15 protein-coding genes and 1 pseudogene are annotated in these 17,520 nt (G+C 64.1%); 9 read left to right on the plus strand and 7 right to left on the minus strand.

Annotated features, from left to right (window positions below; all coding sequences use genetic code 11):
• Positions 1-157: 157 nt before the first annotated feature.
• Positions 158-931, minus strand: coding sequence for a winged-helix domain-containing protein (locus tag RPS27_RS01210; protein ID WP_211416107.1), 774 nt, complete (start codon positions 929-931; stop codon positions 158-160).
• A gap of 820 nt (positions 932-1,751) precedes the next feature.
• On the opposite strand from RPS27_RS01210, the gene RPS27_RS01215 reads away from it, so the two are divergent.
• On the plus strand, positions 1,752-2,708 hold the full coding sequence (locus RPS27_RS01215; RefSeq protein WP_212067291.1) for a hypothetical protein: 957 nt from the start codon (positions 1,752-1,754) through the stop codon (positions 2,706-2,708).
• Between the two features lie 14 nt (positions 2,709-2,722).
• Here RPS27_RS01215 and RPS27_RS01220 read toward each other — a convergent pair whose 3' ends face one another.
• The gene (locus RPS27_RS01220) at positions 2,723-3,301 is read right to left on the minus strand and encodes a MarR family winged helix-turn-helix transcriptional regulator (protein ID WP_194404154.1); all 579 of its coding nucleotides are present in this window, start codon (positions 3,299-3,301) and stop codon (positions 2,723-2,725) included.
• A gap of 695 nt (positions 3,302-3,996) precedes the next feature.
• Here RPS27_RS01220 and RPS27_RS01225 point away from each other — a divergent pair.
• Positions 3,997-4,884 (plus strand): dienelactone hydrolase family protein, encoded by an 888-nt coding sequence (locus tag RPS27_RS01225; RefSeq protein ID WP_313753846.1) that lies wholly within the window; start codon positions 3,997-3,999, stop codon positions 4,882-4,884.
• Positions 4,885-4,942: 58 nt separating this feature from the next.
• Here the strand turns inward: RPS27_RS01225 and RPS27_RS01230 are convergent.
• Positions 4,943-5,194: pseudogene (locus RPS27_RS01230) on the minus strand (penicillin-binding protein); the annotation flags it as partial.
• Between the two features lie 75 nt (positions 5,195-5,269).
• On the minus strand, positions 5,270-6,118 hold the full coding sequence (locus RPS27_RS01235; protein WP_212067289.1) for an NAD-dependent epimerase/dehydratase family protein: 849 nt from the start codon (positions 6,116-6,118) through the stop codon (positions 5,270-5,272).
• 142 nt (positions 6,119-6,260) lie between these two features.
• Here RPS27_RS01235 and RPS27_RS01240 point away from each other — a divergent pair, with 142 nt between their 5' ends.
• Positions 6,261-7,061, plus strand: coding sequence for an HAD family hydrolase (locus RPS27_RS01240; protein ID WP_212067288.1), 801 nt, complete (start codon positions 6,261-6,263; stop codon positions 7,059-7,061).
• Between the two features lie 82 nt (positions 7,062-7,143).
• Entirely contained in the window at positions 7,144-8,208 is a 1,065-nt protein-coding gene (locus RPS27_RS01245) for a transglycosylase (protein WP_212067287.1), read from the plus strand.
• A 136-nt stretch (positions 8,209-8,344) separates the two neighbouring features.
• Here the strand turns inward: RPS27_RS01245 and RPS27_RS01250 are convergent, their stop codons facing one another.
• From RPS27_RS01250 to RPS27_RS01260, 3 genes are all read right to left on the minus strand, one after another.
• Positions 8,345-10,279 carry an adenylate/guanylate cyclase domain-containing protein gene (locus tag RPS27_RS01250; RefSeq protein WP_313753847.1) on the minus strand — a complete coding sequence of 645 codons (1,935 nt, stop codon included), beginning with the start codon at positions 10,277-10,279 and terminating at the stop codon, positions 8,345-8,347.
• 98 nt (positions 10,280-10,377) lie between these two features.
• On the minus strand, positions 10,378-10,785 hold the full coding sequence (locus RPS27_RS01255; RefSeq protein ID WP_212067286.1) for a nuclear transport factor 2 family protein: 408 nt from the start codon (positions 10,783-10,785) through the stop codon (positions 10,378-10,380).
• 98 nt (positions 10,786-10,883) lie between these two features.
• On the minus strand, positions 10,884-12,368 hold the full coding sequence (locus tag RPS27_RS01260; protein ID WP_212067285.1) for a mannitol dehydrogenase family protein: 1,485 nt from the start codon (positions 12,366-12,368) through the stop codon (positions 10,884-10,886).
• A gap of 141 nt (positions 12,369-12,509) precedes the next feature.
• Between RPS27_RS01260 and RPS27_RS01265 the strand changes: the two genes are divergently transcribed.
• The 5 genes from RPS27_RS01265 to RPS27_RS01285 all read left to right on the plus strand — a co-directional run bounded on the left by RPS27_RS01265 (position 12,510) and on the right by RPS27_RS01285 (position 17,516).
• Positions 12,510-13,322, plus strand: a complete 813-nt coding sequence (locus tag RPS27_RS01265) for a FadR/GntR family transcriptional regulator (protein WP_212067284.1) — start codon at positions 12,510-12,512, stop codon at positions 13,320-13,322.
• 81 nt (positions 13,323-13,403) lie between these two features.
• Entirely contained in the window at positions 13,404-14,369 is a 966-nt protein-coding gene (locus tag RPS27_RS01270) for a sialic acid TRAP transporter substrate-binding protein SiaP (RefSeq protein ID WP_371746369.1), read from the plus strand.
• Positions 14,370-14,480: 111 nt separating this feature from the next.
• Positions 14,481-15,059 carry a TRAP transporter small permease gene (locus RPS27_RS01275; RefSeq protein ID WP_212067283.1) on the plus strand — a complete coding sequence of 193 codons (579 nt, stop codon included), beginning with the start codon at positions 14,481-14,483 and terminating at the stop codon, positions 15,057-15,059.
• Between the two features lie 4 nt (positions 15,060-15,063).
• Positions 15,064-16,470, plus strand: a complete 1,407-nt coding sequence (locus tag RPS27_RS01280) for a TRAP transporter large permease (RefSeq protein WP_212067282.1) — start codon at positions 15,064-15,066, stop codon at positions 16,468-16,470.
• Positions 16,467-17,516, plus strand: coding sequence for an L-idonate 5-dehydrogenase (locus RPS27_RS01285; RefSeq protein WP_285807751.1), 1,050 nt, complete (start codon positions 16,467-16,469; stop codon positions 17,514-17,516). Before RPS27_RS01280 ends, RPS27_RS01285 begins: the two co-directional genes overlap by 4 nt.
• Positions 17,517-17,520: the final 4 nt, after the last annotated feature.

Raw genomic sequence — 17,520 nt, forward strand, 5'->3', positions numbered from 1 at the left:
TGCTGCTAGCCTCATCCTGGGGAGACCGCCAAGCGGTCGTCTCGAAGGACGAGGCGCGCTCGACTGCTTGCCGCCTCTACCCCCCCAAACGTGCAACGGCCTCCGCGAAGCTGCTTCGCGGAGGCCGTTGTCGGTTCTACAGCAGGCTTCTGCCGGATCAGTTGCCGGCCGGATACGCGGCCGGGACGGCATGCGCGCGGTTCAGGAGGATGCCGACCTCGTCGTCGAGCTCCTGCATCGGCTCGTCCAGGGTTTCGCCGGCGGGGATGTCGAGGCGGTATCCGACGTAGCGCCGGGCCACGATCGCGTCGAAGCCGAGACGGTCGCGGAGCTTCTTGCGCAGCTTGCTGACGTGACTCTCGATCACGCTCTCGTCGAACGTGGACTCGAAGATGCCGTAGACCGCGTTGAAGATCTGCGTCTTGGTGATCCACTTGCCGTGGTTGCTGACCATATATTCGAGAATGCGCAGCTCGCGGCGGGGCAGGGTGAGGGCGTGGCCCGCGATCTCGGGGTCACGGCCGTTGAAGAAGACCTGGATCCTGGTCTCGCAGGGCCTTGGCAGTTCGCCCACCCGGCGGCGCGCGATCGCGGCCGTTCGAGCGAGGATTTCGCGGAGATGCACCGGCACGTGCACGACATCGTCGACGCCCGATTCGAACAGCTCGAGCGTGTTCTTGAGCATCTTCTGGCCGCTCACGGCGATGATGGGAGCCGAGGAACGCTTGCGCATCGCCCGCGGCAGGCTTCCGCGGGCATCGCAATCCCCGAGGAGGAAGGCGTCGACCGCTGCCAGGTCCGATTCACTCGCGGATTGCAGCCAGTCCCAGAATTCCCCGGAGGAGAATCCGATCGACGATACGCCTTCGCGAACGAGCCCTCCGACGTAGCTGTTCGCGACGCTCTCGCGATCATCAACGATAATATACATCAGTCTTTCGCCCCTGTTTCGCACTTGTTGCGGCCGGCTGGTTGTTGTGATGCTCCGGCTCGGCAACGATGCTGTTTGACGACATTCCTTCCCGCGAACCGTTGTTATGGTTTCGATATTCGCGGGCAGCCCTACGCATTCAGTGCCTGCGTCTCGCAGGCCTGGTACTTCCACTCGATACTGAACGCTTACTGCGTGAGGCCCGGCGGGTGTCGTACGGATCACCTCGCGGGGCAGATTGAGAAACGACCTAGAACAGTTGCGCCAAGTTGCTCATCGCGTCCGAACACACCTGAAACTTGTGTCGATCTCCTCGCCACTGGCGAGAATCACTTGACTAGGACCGTAGCGATTGCCGATTTCCGATCAAGCGTGCGCCACAAAGTGTTTGCTACGTGTGCTTGATGCTGTTGGTTTGTTTCGGGTTGTTTCTTGGTGTGTTCAATCGCATCAGTTGCTTTGGAAACCAAACTAGTTCTGCACCACGGAGGGCCTATGGTTCCGCATCCCCGTACAACTACAGCTATTTTGAGTGATGCCGGCGCTCACGCATAGGAGGGGGTTTTCAACCCGCGATTGACGCGCTCGCGCGGTTTTCCACATGCGACAATTCGACTCACGCGCGGTGCCGCGACTCCAGCTTGGCGAAATCTTGGCGAGTGTGTGTCTTTCGAGTCGCACTCTCGCCACGCGAACGACGCGTTTAAGCCACGGCGCGTCGCCTCGCGCGTGTTGAGAATCTTTCGATGCGCACGTTTCGGACAAGCTTCGGCAAATAACGTCACCGTTCGACAGATCGAACCGCACGGAGCATTCTCACATGTTGTCCGATGGACAAGCTCGTCCCAACGCGACCGCTGATGTTTCCGCGACGGTAAAGCCGGCTCCCGCGCCGCGCGATATGAAGGATGATACGGCGCGAGCGACCAAGCCTGCTGCGGCTGCAAAGCGTGCGTCGGCCGCGGCGAGCGACGAAGCTCTCGCGAAGGAGGCGCTCGAAGGGCTCAAGCGTATTCGCGCCAAAGCGCGTCTCGACAAGATGGCGATCCCCAAGCCTGCGCCGACCGTGATCAAGCCGGCGGTGATCGTGGCCAAGCCGCCGCCGCCCCGTCCGACATGGGTTGCGCCGCTCGCGACATTGGCGGTCGCCGCCATACTCGTGGTCTGCGCCTGCACCGGCGTGATCGCCTATCTCACCACGCAGCCGGCGCAGAACAACGTTGCGGCCAATACGGAGATCAGGATCCTGCGCGAGACCGTCGCACAGCTGCGCAAGCAGGTGTCTGGCGTGTCGGAAAATCTCGACGGCCTGCGCACCGCGGTCGATCAATCGAGCAAGGCGACCAACGACCGGTTCGGCCGGTTCGCCGAGAATCTGGATCGCATCGAACGGGTGAGCTCGTCCTCGACGATCAAGCTCGACAGGCTGGCTCAGGCGCAGGTCCAGGCTCCGGCCCCCGCTCCGGCAACGGTGCAATCGCAGCCGCCGTCACAGCAAGGGCCGATGATGGCCGCGGTCGCAGCGCCGGAGTTCACGGGCTCGGTGTCGCCGCCCGAGCGCGCATCAGTGCCGCGGAAGGTGATTAAGGGCTGGTCGGTCCGCCAGGCCTATGAGGGCATCGCCATCCTGCAGAGTCCGAACGGCGTCATCGAAGCCGTGCTGGGCCAGCAGGTGCCCAGCCTCGGCCGCATCGAGGAGATCAGGAGCGAGAACGGGCGCCTCGTGGTGGAGACGAGCGGGGGCGTCGTCTATTCGTCACGCAAGGCGACGCCCTGATCGAACGCCGCCTTCTATTGGCGGTGATGCTCGAAGCTGGTGCATAGCAGGTCGACCTCCGCCTCCGCGATCGGCGAGCGAAACAGGCGGCAGCTGAATTCGGCCGGCGCCTTGCTGTCCGTGGTCATGCGCTCTTCCCGGAGGAAGATGCATCGCTTGCAAACGTCGGTGTGGTGCCGCTGCTCGGCCGCGTCCGACTGATCCAGCACGTGCCGGAACGTGTCGCGGAAGCGCATCTTGACCTCGTCGTCGAGCCCGGCAATCGCCTCGATGAGGACGTTGACGGGGTCGCGCACCAGGAACTTCTTGCCCTGCTGCGTCACGCTCAGCATCACCGAGCGCTTGTCGGTGGCCGAGCGCTTTCGCTCGATATAACCGAGCCGTTCGAGCTCTCCGATGATGAACGAGGCGGTGCCGCGCGTGGTGCCGACGTAACTCGCGAGTGCCGAAGGCGTCCGGGAGAAACGGTTGGCGCGGGAGAGGAATCGCAGCGCCATCCATTCGCGGTCGCGCAAGCCGTGCCGGGTGCCTTCGAACCACAGGATTCGTGCGGCCTGCTCCAGCAGTTCAATCGATTCGCGAGCCAAATTCATTTCAATTCCAGGTCGGATAAAGCTTTATTCAACTGAGCCTTGATTCAATTGAGCCTTGGGGTGCGCAATCTGAGCAGACGAGAATGAAGTGCCACCTGGGCCCTTCGTCCGTTGCCGGACGGCGGACCGTGCATGGGGAAGAACCGGTTGGAACTTCCGACGTGGAACTAGGGCGTCACAAAGAAAGTTCGAGTAAATCGCACCGCTCGAGTCCTCTGAAAATTTCAATCAAATGACGGCGTCTCGCACGTGCTCCGGCGGTCATGCGCGATGCGTGAGCAACATGATGTGTCATTGCAGCCGTTGCGGTGTCCTTTTGTTGCGGGTCGGCGCGTCGAATGCGCGAACATGCGCATCGCCTGCGGCGCCCGGCGGTGTGATCGGCCAGGAGAGAACCGACTTTTTCGGTTAATGGATGTTGCGACGCAGCGCAGCTAGACGGTTAAGTCCGGCATACGAGCGATCCAGGCCATGTCAGCGCGTCGCTGGAGGTCGGGCAAGCCGCGCGGGTCAGCATCACACGTCAGGCAACATGCGCGAGCACTGCGACCTCATCGCCTGCAGCGTCATCGCCATTCAGGGGTCGGCCTGAAAGGGCGCGTGCTCGCAGGCTGGTGACTTGCGTTTCGCCGGCAATTATTGGCGAATGCGTCGCCCCCCGGGGGCATCAGCATAGGCAGCAGAGGGATAGACCGATGAGCTTCGAAACCACCATGACATCCGACGTCGTCGGGCTGACGAAAGTCGCCCCGGTCTCGCGCCGCGGATTCATGAGCGCCACCGCGGCCGTGGCGGCCGGCTACACGCTAGCGGCCGGGCCCGTGCGCGCCGAGGTGGTCGCGACCGACACCAATGGCCTCCAGGCCGGCGATGCCAAGGTCAAGGTCGGCTCCGAAGAGATGCCAGTCTATTTCGCCCGCCCTGCCGGCAACACCAAGGCCACGGTGATCATCGTGGCGATGGAGATCTTCGGCCTGCACGAATACATCAAGGACGTGACGCGGCGCCTCGCCAAGCTCGGCGCGTTCGCCATCGCGCCGGATTACTACTTCCGCAAGGGCACCGACCTCACCAAGATCACCGACATCAAGGACCTCTTGCCGATCGTCAATGCCAAGCCCGACGCCGAGCTGCTGTCGGACCTCGATGCAGTGGTGGCATGGGCGGGCTCGCAGGGCGGTGATGCCGCCAAGCTCGGAATCATCGGCTTCTGCCGGGGCGGCCGCACGGTCTGGGAATATGCCGCCCACAGCAGCAGCCTCAAGGCCGGCGTTGCCTTCTACGGGAGTTTGGCCGACCCCGCCAATCCGCTGTGGCCGAAGAGCCCGATGCAGCTTGCACCCGAGATGAAGGCCCCTGTGCTCGGCCTCTACGGCGGTGCCGACACCGGCATTCCCGTCGCGCAAGTCGAGCAGATGAAGGCGGCGCTGGCCGAGAACAAGAAGACGGCCGAATTCAAGGTCTACCCCGAAGCGCCGCACGGCTTCCATGCCGACTACCGCGGCAGCTACCGCAAGGACGCCGCGGACGACGCCTGGAAGCAGGCGGAAGCCTGGTTCAAGAAGTACGGCGTCCTGAGCTGACGCCGGGTATAAAGGGGCGGCCGGTCGGCCGCCCTTTCTCTTTCGATACGCGCCGATTTCACTTCGTCATCGCGCCATAGACGAGGTCCTCGACCTGCTCGCGATAATATTTGCGCAGCTCGCCTAGTGCAGCCGTTCCGACCACGACGACGAGACGCTCCTTGGGATCGCAGAAGAACTGCGTGCCGTAGGCGCCGTTCCAGGTGAACTCGCCGGGATTGCCGGGGACCGATGACAACCCCTCGCTGGTGCGGACCGCGACGGACAGGCCAAAGCCAAAGCGATGCGGCTCGACATTGGCCACGTTGTTCTATCACGTCCGCATCAAGGCGAAGTCAACCGCGCGCCGGACATGACTGGGACGCGGCCGGGGGAGGCCGAGACCTTATCGTCCTTCGCCCGCGCGCCACAGCGCGTCGAGGCCGTGCCGATAGGTCGGGTGGACCAGCGTGACGCCCAGCTCGCGCTTCAATTTCGCGTTGGAGACGCGGGCACTGCTGGCATAAAAGCTGCGCGCCATCGGCGACATCGCGGCGGTCGCGAACGGCTCTTCCGGCGGCGGCGCAACGCCCATCAGCTCCGCCGCGTAGGCGATCACGTCCTGCGGCGGCGTCGGCTCGTCGTCGCAGACGTTCCAGGTGCCGCCGCTGCCGTGGCGAATGGCGGCGATGATCGCACTTGCGATGTCGTCGACATGGATGCGGTTGAAGACCTGGCCGGGCTTGATGATGCGCCGCGCCGTTCCCGCGCGCAGCGTCGCCAGCGCGCTGCGGCCGGGGCCGTAGATGCCGGCCAGCCGCAGGATCGCGGCATCGCCGTGCGCGATGTCCGTCCAGGCCTGCTCGGCGGCAACCCGCATGCGCGCGCGGTCGAGCGATGACTGCGGCGGCGTGCTCTCGTCGACCCAGCCGCCGTCGTGATCGCCGTAGACGCCGATGGTGGAGAGATAGACGATCTTGCCGCGGCGCGCCGCCAGCACGTCGCCGAACGCTGCGATGGCGGGATCGCCGGCGCTGCCGGGCGGGACCGATACCAGAAGCACATCGGCATCGCGGACTTGCTGGACCGTCTCGCGCGCGGGGGGCTCGCCGGAAAAGGCGTGGACTTCGATGCCGGCGAGGTCGTCTCGCTTTGCCGGATCGCGCACGGTGCCCGCGATGTGCGAGAAGCTGCCGCAGTGTTGGCGTACGAAGTGCCGGACGCTGTAGCCGAGGCCAAGGACGAAAAGCCGCATGCGTCTCCCTGAAAGCTCGAAGTTCCCGCGCGAGCTGCGCCTCCCTCGCTCATAAGAGATTTTTGGGTCCGACAAAAGATATTGCGATTTGTGTCGCCTCCTGCCTCAGGCGATGGTCGCCTGTCACAGGGAGGCACCGACCATGCAGGCAGAGGCGCTCGCTTTCGCACCGGCGCATGCCAGCGAGCTGATCCGGCGCGCGGCCGCGCTGATCTTCGACGTCGACGGCACCCTGGCCGAGACCGAGGAGCTGCATCGGCAGGCCTTCAACCATGCCTTCGCCCGCCACGGTCTCGACTGGCACTGGGACCGCGCCGTCTACAAGGACCTGCTGCGAGTGACCGGCGGCAAGGAGCGCATGCGCGCCTACCATGGCAGGCTGCCGACCGCCCGGCCTTTGCCGGACGAGGACATCGCCGCGCTTCACCGCATCAAGACCGCGTATTATGCCGAGCTGGTCGAGACCGGCTGCTGTCAGCTTCGGCCGGGCGTGATCGAGCTGCTCGCCGCGGCGAAGTCGAGGGGGCAGCGGCTTGCGATCGCGACCACGACCTCGCACGGCAACATCGATGCGCTGCTGTCGCGGGCGCTGGGGGCGAACTGGGCTGCGGAGTTCGACGCCATCGTCGCCGGCGACGACGTCAGGCACAAGAAGCCCGCGCCGGACGTCTATCTCGAAACGCTGGCCCGGCTGAAGCTGGGTGCGGCCGACTGCGTTGCCGTTGAGGATTCCGCCAACGGCCTGATTTCGGCCTCGCAGGCGAATATCCCTGTCATCATCACCCGCAGCATGTTCTTTGCGGATGATGATTTTGCCACGGCGCAGTGCGTGCTGGACGATTTGTCGGAACTCGTCGCCGGGCAAAGAACGGGGAACCCAAAGGGGGGTACATCGAGCTGCGAGGCAGAGAGCCCGCTCTCGTTCACCACATTTAAACCTTAAGATTCTACGAAGAGTACTCCGCCACAGGCCGCAGGAACATGCCGACAGCCTTCGTAGAGAAGCCATCCGTGGACTTCCGGCAATGAAGGTTTGGCAGACCAGCTGCATCGTGGCTGTGATCGCATCCGCGGGACTTTACCTGGCCGCCGGTAACAGACCGGCCGCGACGGCGCCGGATGTCATGCCGGAAGCGGCGGCGAGCATGGCCGCTCCTGCGAATATGGCGTCTCCTGCGAGCATGGCGTCGCCTGCGAACATGGTGACGCCTGCCTTGTACGCAGAGGCATCCGCCAGACTTGCGGCAGCCCTTTGGTCAGAAAGAGCAGCGCCTGGCTCGGAGACGTCAGCAGGTTCCGGCCCTTTGAGCGCCAAAGCCGAGATCGTCGATGAACCCGTCGCGCCAAAACTGGCGTCGTTGGGACAGGATGTCCTTCAACCGCTGCCGCCGGAACGCGATGCGTCCATTGAGGCTCCGAAGGCGGCGTCGACGCAGGATTTTCGTTACCTGGTCTACTATGTCTGGTCCGAGCTGCCGCCCGTCGAGAAACCGGCGGAGATCGTCTTGCGTGCGTTCAAGGACATTCCGGTCGGAACGCCGGCCGAAGAGATCAAGCGCGCCTCCGACGCGTTTGGTCTCGATTTCAATTTCATGATGGCGGTCGCCAAGATCGAGTCCGGCTTCAATCCCAATCAACGCACCGGGTCGTATATCGGGCTGTTTCAGCTCAGCCACTATGAGTTCGGCAAGTTCGGCTTCGGGCAGATTCGCAGTCCGCGGGATAACGCCGTTGCGGCCGCCTACAAGATCATCACCGAAGGCGTCCAGTTCGGATGGATCACGCACCGGACGCCGGACATGAGCGATCTCTACCTGATCCATCAGCAGGGCTGGGAAGGCGCCGCCGAGCACATCAGCAAGCCCGCTCGCCTCGCCTGGAAATCCATGTGCGCCAGCAGCGAAGGCAAGGAGAAGGGCGAGCGGTGGTGTAAACGCGCAATTTGGGGCAATGCACTTCCGGCCTTCAAGCGCAGCTGGAAATCGGTCGAGAACGTGACGTCAGAGGCGTTCGTCGGCATGTGGCGCGGCCGGGTCGCCGAATTCTACGGGAAGTACGTGGCGACTGCTGCCGCGGCGGCAAGCCAATAATTCCGTTGTCGGCGGGGTTAGCTGAAAAGCATAAGCCGATCTGGACGCCTGCCGTTGGCAGTAGACCGGACGCGGTGCCGCGCCGGCCCGGACCGCAGCTTTTGACCCGAAGCCGACATCGAGCTGTGGAGAACCACTATCCCCCTTTCGGCACGCCAGCTAGGCGCAGACCCTCATAGATTCGCTCCCGTTGGGCCAAAAATGTTGGGTTCTGGCTGCGTCGCTCGTTGCGGAATCGGGCCACAGTGAAGTTCGGATCGAGTTGGAGGCCGGCTTCCCGCGCAGCGCTCGCCTCGTCGGTAAGCCCGCTCAGACTGGATGCGGCGGCCAAGAAGAAATGCACCATGGCCACGTTCGGGTTCATTTCGACCGACTTACGCAATCGGTCTAACGCCTGTTCTAGTCGCCCCAAAAACAGGTCCGCAATCCCGAGCAGGGCGTGCCAACGATCCAGACCGGGATCACGCGGGCTAAGCCGGATCGCGTTCATGAGATCGGCTTCCGCTTCCTCCGCACGCCCCAGCAATACCTTCGCGAAGCCTGCATTGGCGTGGGCCCAAGCCAGGTTACGATCGAGCATGATAGCAAATTCGAATTCGCGCAGTGATCGCTCCGTTGCTCCAGAGACGTGAAGAACATTGCCGTAGACAAAATGGGCGGAGGCGTTTCGTGGAGCGAAATGCAAGGCCTTGGTGATTGCCGTCTCGGCGATACGTAGCTGTTCATCCCGATTGGTCGAAGCAAACGTACGAAGCTCATCAGAATGATAAGTGGCAAGGCCGATCAACGCCTCGACATTGCGATCGTCCCGCCGGAGAGCGTCTTCAAAAAGATCGCATGCCGCACGATGGCCGCGCAACGATAGGGGCTGGTTCAGAATTGCCCACCCCCTCATGGCGAGATCGACGGCGTCCATGCTCTCTGGCCGCTCGCGCTCCGCGCGTCGGCTTTCAGCAGCGACCAGCTCGACACCGACGATGCGGGCAAGCCGCGTGGTGATCTCATCCTGCATGTCGAATATGTCAGCGCGCAGCTTGTCGAAACGCTCGGCCCAGAGGTGCGCGCCGGTTGTCGCATCGATGAGCTGAGCGTTCACGCGGATGCGGTCGCCGCTGCTCTGTACGCTGCCTTCCATCACATACCGCACGCCAAGCTCGCGGCCGACTACACGAGCGTCCGCCGGCTTATTCTTGAAAGTGAACGCGGTATTGCGTGCGATAACGAAGGAGCCGGGGATGCGTGACAGATCGGTGGTCAGGCCTTCGGTGATACCGTCGACAAAATAGTCCTGCTCGGGATTGCCACCGAAGTTAGCAAAAGGAAGCACGACGATGGACAGGCGCGGGGCGGTGGGAAGAGACGTTGAGCCGTGCCCGATCAAGTCGGGCGCTTTGCGTTTGACGGAATAGGCGCGTACCGGCCGTGCAATGTTCTTGAGGCTATGTTCGCCCAGATCCAAAAATTCGACATCTATCTTCCCGCTGACCTGATCATGGGCTGACGCGGAAATGCAAATACCGCCTGGATCGGCAATCCCCTCAAGCCGGGCAGCGATATTGACGCCGTCGCCGAAAATGTCGTTCGCTTCGACGATGACGTCGCCGATATTGATACCAACGCGGAAGATAATGCGCTTTTCTGCCGGCACTTCGATTGCGAGGTCTCTAACGCAATTCTGAAAGTGCTCAGCTGCTCTAACCGCTTCGACCGCGCTCGGGAACTCCGCGAGGAAGCCGTCGCCGGTGTACTTGACAATCCGGCCTCCGTGTTCCGCAACGGCCGGCTCGATAACATCTGTCAGAAGCGCGATCAGGCGAGCATGCGTAGCCTCTTCGTCGTTGTGCATGAGCCGCGAATAGCCGGCCACGTCGGCAACCAAGATCGCCGCCAATCTGCGTCCTCGGCCCGGCCCTTCTTGCGCCATGATCGCTCCGCGTGTCGGCCAAGTGTAGAAGGGATCGGACGGCAATTCCAGCGGTCGCCAAAAAAGGATAGCTGTGAGCTCACGGCCAAGGGCCGTGATGACAAACTCTGTCGGGTTTGATGTCCGGTATTGGCCCATCGCGGTCATCGGTCTGCGACGCGTCGAGGTCCACCTTCAAAGGTGAAACGGACTCGTGCTGGACTTGTGAGCACGCGACTTGGAGCGCGCCCGCCCGCTTGCCTCGTTCAGTGGACGCGGTGGCTTGTTCTATCGTCCTCGGCCTGCTCGACAATCTGCGCGATCGGGCTCGACTGGTGATGCACCAGGCGCCAGTCGTCGCCGACGCGGCGGAAATGGTTCGCAGCCGCGAGAGCGGTGCCGTCGACGATCTCGATGCAGAGCACGCGGGCACTGTCGCCGTCGACGATCGCCTGCGGCTCGGCGCAGCTGATCTGCGGTCTTTCAGGATTTTGCAGGATGTCGCGCCAGCTTCCGATCACCGTGGCGCGTCCGACGATCGCCGGCCAGCCGGGATGGATGCAGGAAATGCCGTCGTCATCCGCCCACATCTGTTCCATGCCGGCGAAGTCGCCCGCTGAAAAAGCGGCGTAGAAGGCCGCGTTGGCGGCGATGATCTTGCTGTCTTTTGCCATTGCTCTCGGGTGGGGCAAGGACCGGCAAAAATCAAGCGCGACTTCCGTTCGACGTCGCGTTCGATTTGGACTGCAGTGCAGCATTGCCTGTTTTAAGGTCAGGCCGACACAAGCCTATCGACGGCCCGTCGCGCCCCATCCGTGTAGAGACGGCCGAGGGCCGCGGTCACGGCCTCGCGCAGCCGCGGCTCGGCGCCCAGCGGCCCGAACACTTGTCCAACGCCGAGCAGAGCGGGCGCGAGCCGCTCGGCAACAGGTCCCGCCTCGCGCGCCAGCGCGGCGAATTCGCCGGCAAGGGGATCGCGCACGTCGATGGCGCGGCCCTGCTCGTCTGTTGCGCTGACGTAACGCATCCAGCCGGCGACCGCGAGCGCATGCGTCGAGATCGGCAGGTTCCGTGCGAGGCGATCCTGCATCGCACCGAGCAGGCGCTGCGGCAGCTTTTGCGAGCCGTCCATCGCGATCTGCCAGGTGCGGTGATGCAGCGCCGGATTGGAAAAGCGCTTGAGCAGCGAGGCGCGATAGGCGGCGAGGTCCGTGCCCGCGGGCATGGTCAGCGTCACCGCGGCCTCTTCCATCACCTTTGCCGCGAGGCGCGCGAAATGCGGATCCTGCATGGTGTCGGCGATGGTCTCGAAGCCTGCGAGATAGCCGAGATAGGCCAGCGCCGAATGGCTGGCGTTGAGCAGCCGCAGCTTCATCAGCTCGAACGGCTTGACGTCGCTGACGAGCTCGACGCCGGCTGCGGCGAGATCGGGCCGGCGCGCCGTGAAGCGGTCTTCGACCACCCATTGCGTGAACGGCTCGGTCATCACGGGCCAGGCGTCGCGCATGCCGAGGGCGTTCGAGACCGCGTCGCGGTCGGCATCGGTCGTTTCAGGAACGATGCGATCGACCATGGTGCAGGGGAAAGCGACCGCATCGGCGATCCACTTGGCGAGATCCTTTGAGCGCAGCGCGGCGAACTGCGTCACGATGCGCTGCACGGTGTGGCCGTTGGCGGCGAGATTGTCGCAGCACAGCACGGTGAAGGGCGGAAGACCCCGTGCGCGCCGCCGCGCCAGCGCGGCCACGATGAAGCCGGGCGCCGAGCGCGGCGCGTCGAAATTGTTGAGGTCGTGCACGACATCCGGATGCCGCTCGTCGAGATCGCCGGTCTGCGGCGTGTGGCAATAGCCTTTTTCAGTGACGGTGAGCGAGACGATGCGGATGGCGGGATCGGCCATCCGCTCGACCAGCGCTGCCGGCTTCTCGCGCGCGACCACACTGTCGAGCAGCGCGCCGATGACGCGGTGTTCGGTGCCTTCGGCCGAGCGCACGGCGACGGTGTAGAGATGATCCTGCGGGGCGAGGGCATCGCGCGTATCCGGGCTGCGCAGGCTCGCGCCGATGATGCCCCAGGCGGCACCGCCGGCGGCAATGCAGTCGTCGATGACAACCGCTTGATGCGCGCGATGAAACGCGCCGAGACCAAGATGCACGATGCCGGGTGTGACTTGCGAACGGTGGTAGGCCGGCCGGCGGATGCCCGGCGACAGCCCGTCGAGATTGGCGCGGCCAAGACGCGCTGAACCTGGGCGCATGGACGTCTCCCCTTTGCTTTGCCGCTGCTTGACATGGCGCCCGTATCAGGTCAATGCTTCGGTCAATTGGTAAGACCAATTTTCCAAAATTGGCAGGCCGCGGGCGGGGAACTCCCGCGTGACCCTTTCGGGAGGACCAGCGTGCCGCTGGAAGCTGTGGAGGCGAGACGGCTTTATCGCCAGGTCGCCGATCAATTGCGAAGCCTGATCGACAGCGGCGAGTACGCGGTCGGCAGTCGCTTGCCGACCGAGCGCGAGCTCGCCGAGCAGCTCAAGGTGTCGCGCCCGACCGTGCGCGAAGCCCTGATCGCGCTCGAGGTCGAAGGGCGCCTGCGCATCCGCGTCGGGTCCGGCATCTATGTGATCGAGCCCGCCGCAAGCGCCGCCCCCGCAGCCGCCTACGTCATCGAGGGACCGTTCGAGCTGCTGCGCGCCCGCGAATTCCTCGAAAGCGCGATCGCCGAACAGGCCGCGCGCGTCGCGACCAGGGACGACATCGCCCGCATCGACGCCTCGCTGCTGGCGATGGAGCAGGTCGAGCATCCCGGCGAAGCCTCGATGGTCCACGACCGCGCGTTTCACGTCGCGATCGCCGGCAGTCTCGGCAATGCCGTTCTGGTGCGCGTGGTTGGCGAGCTGTTCGACCAGCGCCTCAATCCCTATTTCGCGCAGCTTGCGCATTATTTCGAAAGTCCGGGCACCTGGCGCACCGCGCTCGACGAGCATCGCGCCGTGCGCGAGGCGATCGCGGCGCATGATCCGGACGCCGCGCGCGAGGCGATGCGCGCCCATCTGGCGCGCTCGCAGGAGCGCTTCGCGCAGAATTTCGGCGCCGAGAACGCCGCAGGATCCTCTTCGGGGCGGAGCCGGGCCGCACGAGCCCCGGCGAAGCCGGCGACACCAAAGCGGCCAGCAAAGAAGCAGGCCGGGAGCGGTCGCGCGCGGCGGCGATGAGATTGTACGGCCCGCATCCATCCCGGGGCGGGCGAACAAGAAGCAGACTTGAATGATGGAGGAAAGTCGATGTTGAAGAAAATGACGATTGCAGCCGTGATCTCCGCCGCCACGCTGCTGGCTGCGACCAGCGCCAGCACGGCGCAGACCAAGCTGAAATGGGCCCATGTCTACGAGACCTCGGAGCCGTTCCACACCGCTTCGGTCTGGGCCGCACAGGAGATCGGCAAGCGCACCAACGGGCGCTATGCGATCGACGTCTATCCGGCCTCGCAGCTCGGCAAGGAAGCCGACATCAACCAGGGCCTGTCGCTCGGCTCGGTCGACATCATCATCTCCGGCTCCAGCTTCGCCGCCAAGAGCTTCCCGCCGATCGGCGTGACCTATTATCCCTATACGTTCCGCGATGCCGATCATCTGCTCGCCTACACCAAGAGCGACATCTTCAAGGAGCTCGCCAAGGGCTATGAGGACAAGAGCGGCCACCACATCGTCGCGGTGACCTATTACGGCGTGCGCCAGACCTCGTCGAACAAGCCGATCAAGACCTGCGCCGACATGAAGGGCCTGAAGATGCGCGTGCCCGACGTGCCGGCCTACCTCGCCATGCCGCGCGCCTGCGGCGCCAACACCGCGCCGATCGCCTTCGCCGAGGTCTATCTCGCGCTCCAGAACGGCACCGTCGAGGCGCAGGAGAACCCGCTGACCACGATCGAGGCCAAGAAGTTCTACGAGGTGCAGAAGCACATCGTGCTGACCGGCCATATCGTCGATCACCTCAACACCGTGATCGCCGGCGCGCTGTGGAAGAAGCTTTCTGACGAGGACAAGAAGATCTTCACCGACGTGGCCCAGGAAGCCGCCGCCAAGGCCACCGGCGAGATCAAGCAGAACGAGGCCAAGCTGGTCGCCTTCTTCAAGGAGAAGGGCCTCACCGTGACCGAGGTCGACAAGAACGAGTTCCGCGACACCGTGCTGAAGAACGTCGCGTTCGAGACCTTCGGCTATCGCAAGGCCGATTGGGAAAAGATCCAGGCGGTGAAGTGACGACGTAGTCGTCATCCCGGGGCGGTTCGCAGGACCGAGCCCGGATCTCGAGGTTCCGGGTCTGGTGCTAGCGCACCGTCCCGGAACGACGATTTGGAGAGGAGCAACCCCATGTCCACCGCCGAAATCCACCGGCAGATCACCGCGGAAGAGATCGCCCATACCTTCGAGGAGGAGGCGACACCGAAGGTCGATCTCGGCATCTACGCGTTCGAGGACTGGGTGGCGCTGGCGATCTTCTGGGTGATGGCGCTCGCCGTCTTCCTGCAGTTCTTCACCCGTTACGTGCTCAACGACAGCTACGCCTGGACCGAGGAGATCGCGACTTATTGCCTGATCGGCGTGGTCTTCATTGGCGCCTCGATGTGCGTGCGGCTGTCGCGGCACATCCAGGTCGACCTGCTCTACCGCTATCTCCCGCAGCCCGCGGGGCGCGCGCTGTCGACGGTGATCGACCTGATCCGGATCGCTTTCTTCGGCTACGCCACGAAACTGGTCTGGGTCTACATCCAGATCATCGGCGACGAGCAGATGACCACGATCAACTTCCCCAAGAATTACGTCTATTACGCCGTGCTGCTCGGCTTCGTGCTGATGTTCCTGCGCTCGTTGCAGGCGGCGGTGCAGCACTGGCGGCAGGGTTACTCGGTCCTCGAACGTCCGGGTGCCTACGACGGATCGGAGATATAACGTCATGCTGTTGTTGCTCGGAGGCTTTCTCGTCCTGATGCTGCTCGGCGTTCCCGTGGCGATCGCCATGGCCGCATCTTCGCTGCTCTACATCCTGGTTAGCGGCGTGACGCCCGACGTCACGCTGGCACAGCGCATGATCGCCGGCGTCGAGAGCTTTCCTTTGCTTGCCGTGCCGTTCTTCATCCTGGCCGGCAACCTCATGAACATCGCCGGCGTCACCGGGCGCATCTACAAATTCGCCGTCGCCCTCGTGGGCTGGATGCGCGGCGGCCTCGGCCACGTCAATATCATCGGCTCGGTGATCTTCTCCGGCATGTCAGGCACCGCGATCGCGGACGCCGCCGGTCTCGGCACCATCGAGATCAAGGCGATGAAGGACCACGGCTACTCCACCGAGTTCTCGGTCGGCGTCACCGCGGCCTCGGCGACGCTCGGGCCCATCATCCCGCCGTCGCTGCCTTTCGTGATCTACGGCATGATGGCGAACGTCTCGATCGGCGCGCTGTTTCTCGGCGGCGTCATTCCGGGCGTCGTCCTGACGCTGTTCATGATGATCACCGTCACCTATTTCGCGCACAAGAACAAATGGGGCAGCGACACGCCGTTCTCCTGGCCGCAGCTCGGCTCGGCCGGCCTCGAGATCGCCATCGTGCTCTCGTTCCCGCTCGCGATCTGGCTGATGGTGATGGCCGGCCTCTCGGTCAACGTCGCGGTGGTCATCGGTCTCGGTACGCTGCTGGTGATCGACTGGTACTTCGACTTCTCGGCGGTGATGGCGCTGATGGCGCCGGTGATCCTGATCGGCGGCATGACGCTCGGCTGGTTCACGCCGACCGAAGCTGCGGTCGCCGCCGTGATCTGGTCGCTGTTCCTCGGCCTCGTCCGCTACCGCACCATGACGCTGCAAACGGTCGCGAAGGCGACGTTCGACACGATCGAGACCACGGCCTCGGTGCTGTTCATCGTCACGGCAGCTTCGATCTTCGCCTGGCTGCTGACGGTGTCGCAGGCGGCGCAGACGCTGTCGGACTGGATGCTCAGCGTCACCCACAACAAATGGGTGTTCCTGGCACTCGCCAACGTGCTGATCCTGTTCGTCGGCTGCTTCATCGACACCACGGCGGCGATCACCATTCTGGTGCCGATCCTGCTGCCGATCGTGCTCAAGCTCGGCATCGATCCCATTCATTTCGGCCTGATCATGACGCTGAACCTGATGATCGGCCTCTTGCATCCCCCGCTCGGCATGGTGCTGTTCGTGCTCGCGCGCGTCGCAAAACTCTCGGTCGAGCGCACGACGGTGGCGATCCTGCCCTGGCTGGTGCCGCTGATGCTCGCGCTGATCGCGATCACCTACATCCCCGAACTGACCCTCTGGCTGCCAAAATACATGGGACTCTCCAAATGACCTCGACCGCTCTCGCCGCAACCCTGTTCGGTCCCGAAGATCTCCGCATGATCGAGCATCCGCTCGACAGGCTCGCCGACGGCATGGTGCGCATCCGCTTCGGCGCCGGCGGCATCTGCGGCTCGGACATGCACTATTTCCGCCATGCCCGGACCGGCGATTTCGTGGTGAAGTCGCCGCTGGTGCTCGGCCACGAGATCTCGGGCGAGGTCGTGGAGATCTCCGGCTCCGCAGCGAACCTGAAAGTCGGCGACCGTGTCGCCGTCAACCCGTCGCGCTGGTGCGGCCATTGCGTCGCCTGTCGCGAGGGCCGGCCGAACCTGTGCGAGAACATCTACTTCATGGGCTCGGCGTCGAAGACGCCGCACATGCAGGGCGGCTTTGCCAATTATTTCGACGCGATCCCCGCGCAATGCGTCAAGATTCCCGACCACGTGTCGTATCAGGCCGCGGCCCTGGCCGAGCCGCTCTCCGTCTGCCTGCACGCGGTCGCGCGTGCCGGCAATATCGAGGGCAAGCGCGGCATCATCTTCGGTGCCGGCCCGATCGGGCTTCTGACCATGCTCGCCGCGCACCGCGCCGGCATGGCCGACGTCACGGTGGCCGATATCGCGCCGGCGCCGCTCGCCTTTGCGACCAGGCTCGGCGCTTCGCATGTCGAGAACGTTTCCGCCGGCGAGGAAGGCCTGAAGGCCCAGGCTGCGGCGCGTCCCTATGACGTCGCCTTCGAGGTCTCGGGCACGGCCGCAGGCCTTGCCAGCGCGATCGGCATCGTCAGGCGCGGCGGCGTTGTGGTGCAGATCGGCAATCTGCCGGGCGGCCAGATCCCGACGCCTGCGAATGCGGTGATGGCCAAGGAGATCGACCTGCGCGGCTCGTTCCGCTTCGGCTTCGAGTTCATGACCGCGGTGGAGCTGATCTCCAATGGCAGCGTCGACGTGTTGTCGCTGGTCACCGCCGAGCGTCCGCTGTCGACCGCGCCGGATGCGCTGCGGCTGGCGCTCGACCGCTCGCAGAGCGTCAAGGTCGTGCTGACCGCGAACTGATCGG

The sequence above is a fragment of the Bradyrhizobium sp. WYCCWR 12699 genome (genome assembly GCF_032144035.1).
Classification (GTDB): Bacteria; Pseudomonadota; Alphaproteobacteria; order Rhizobiales; family Xanthobacteraceae; genus Bradyrhizobium.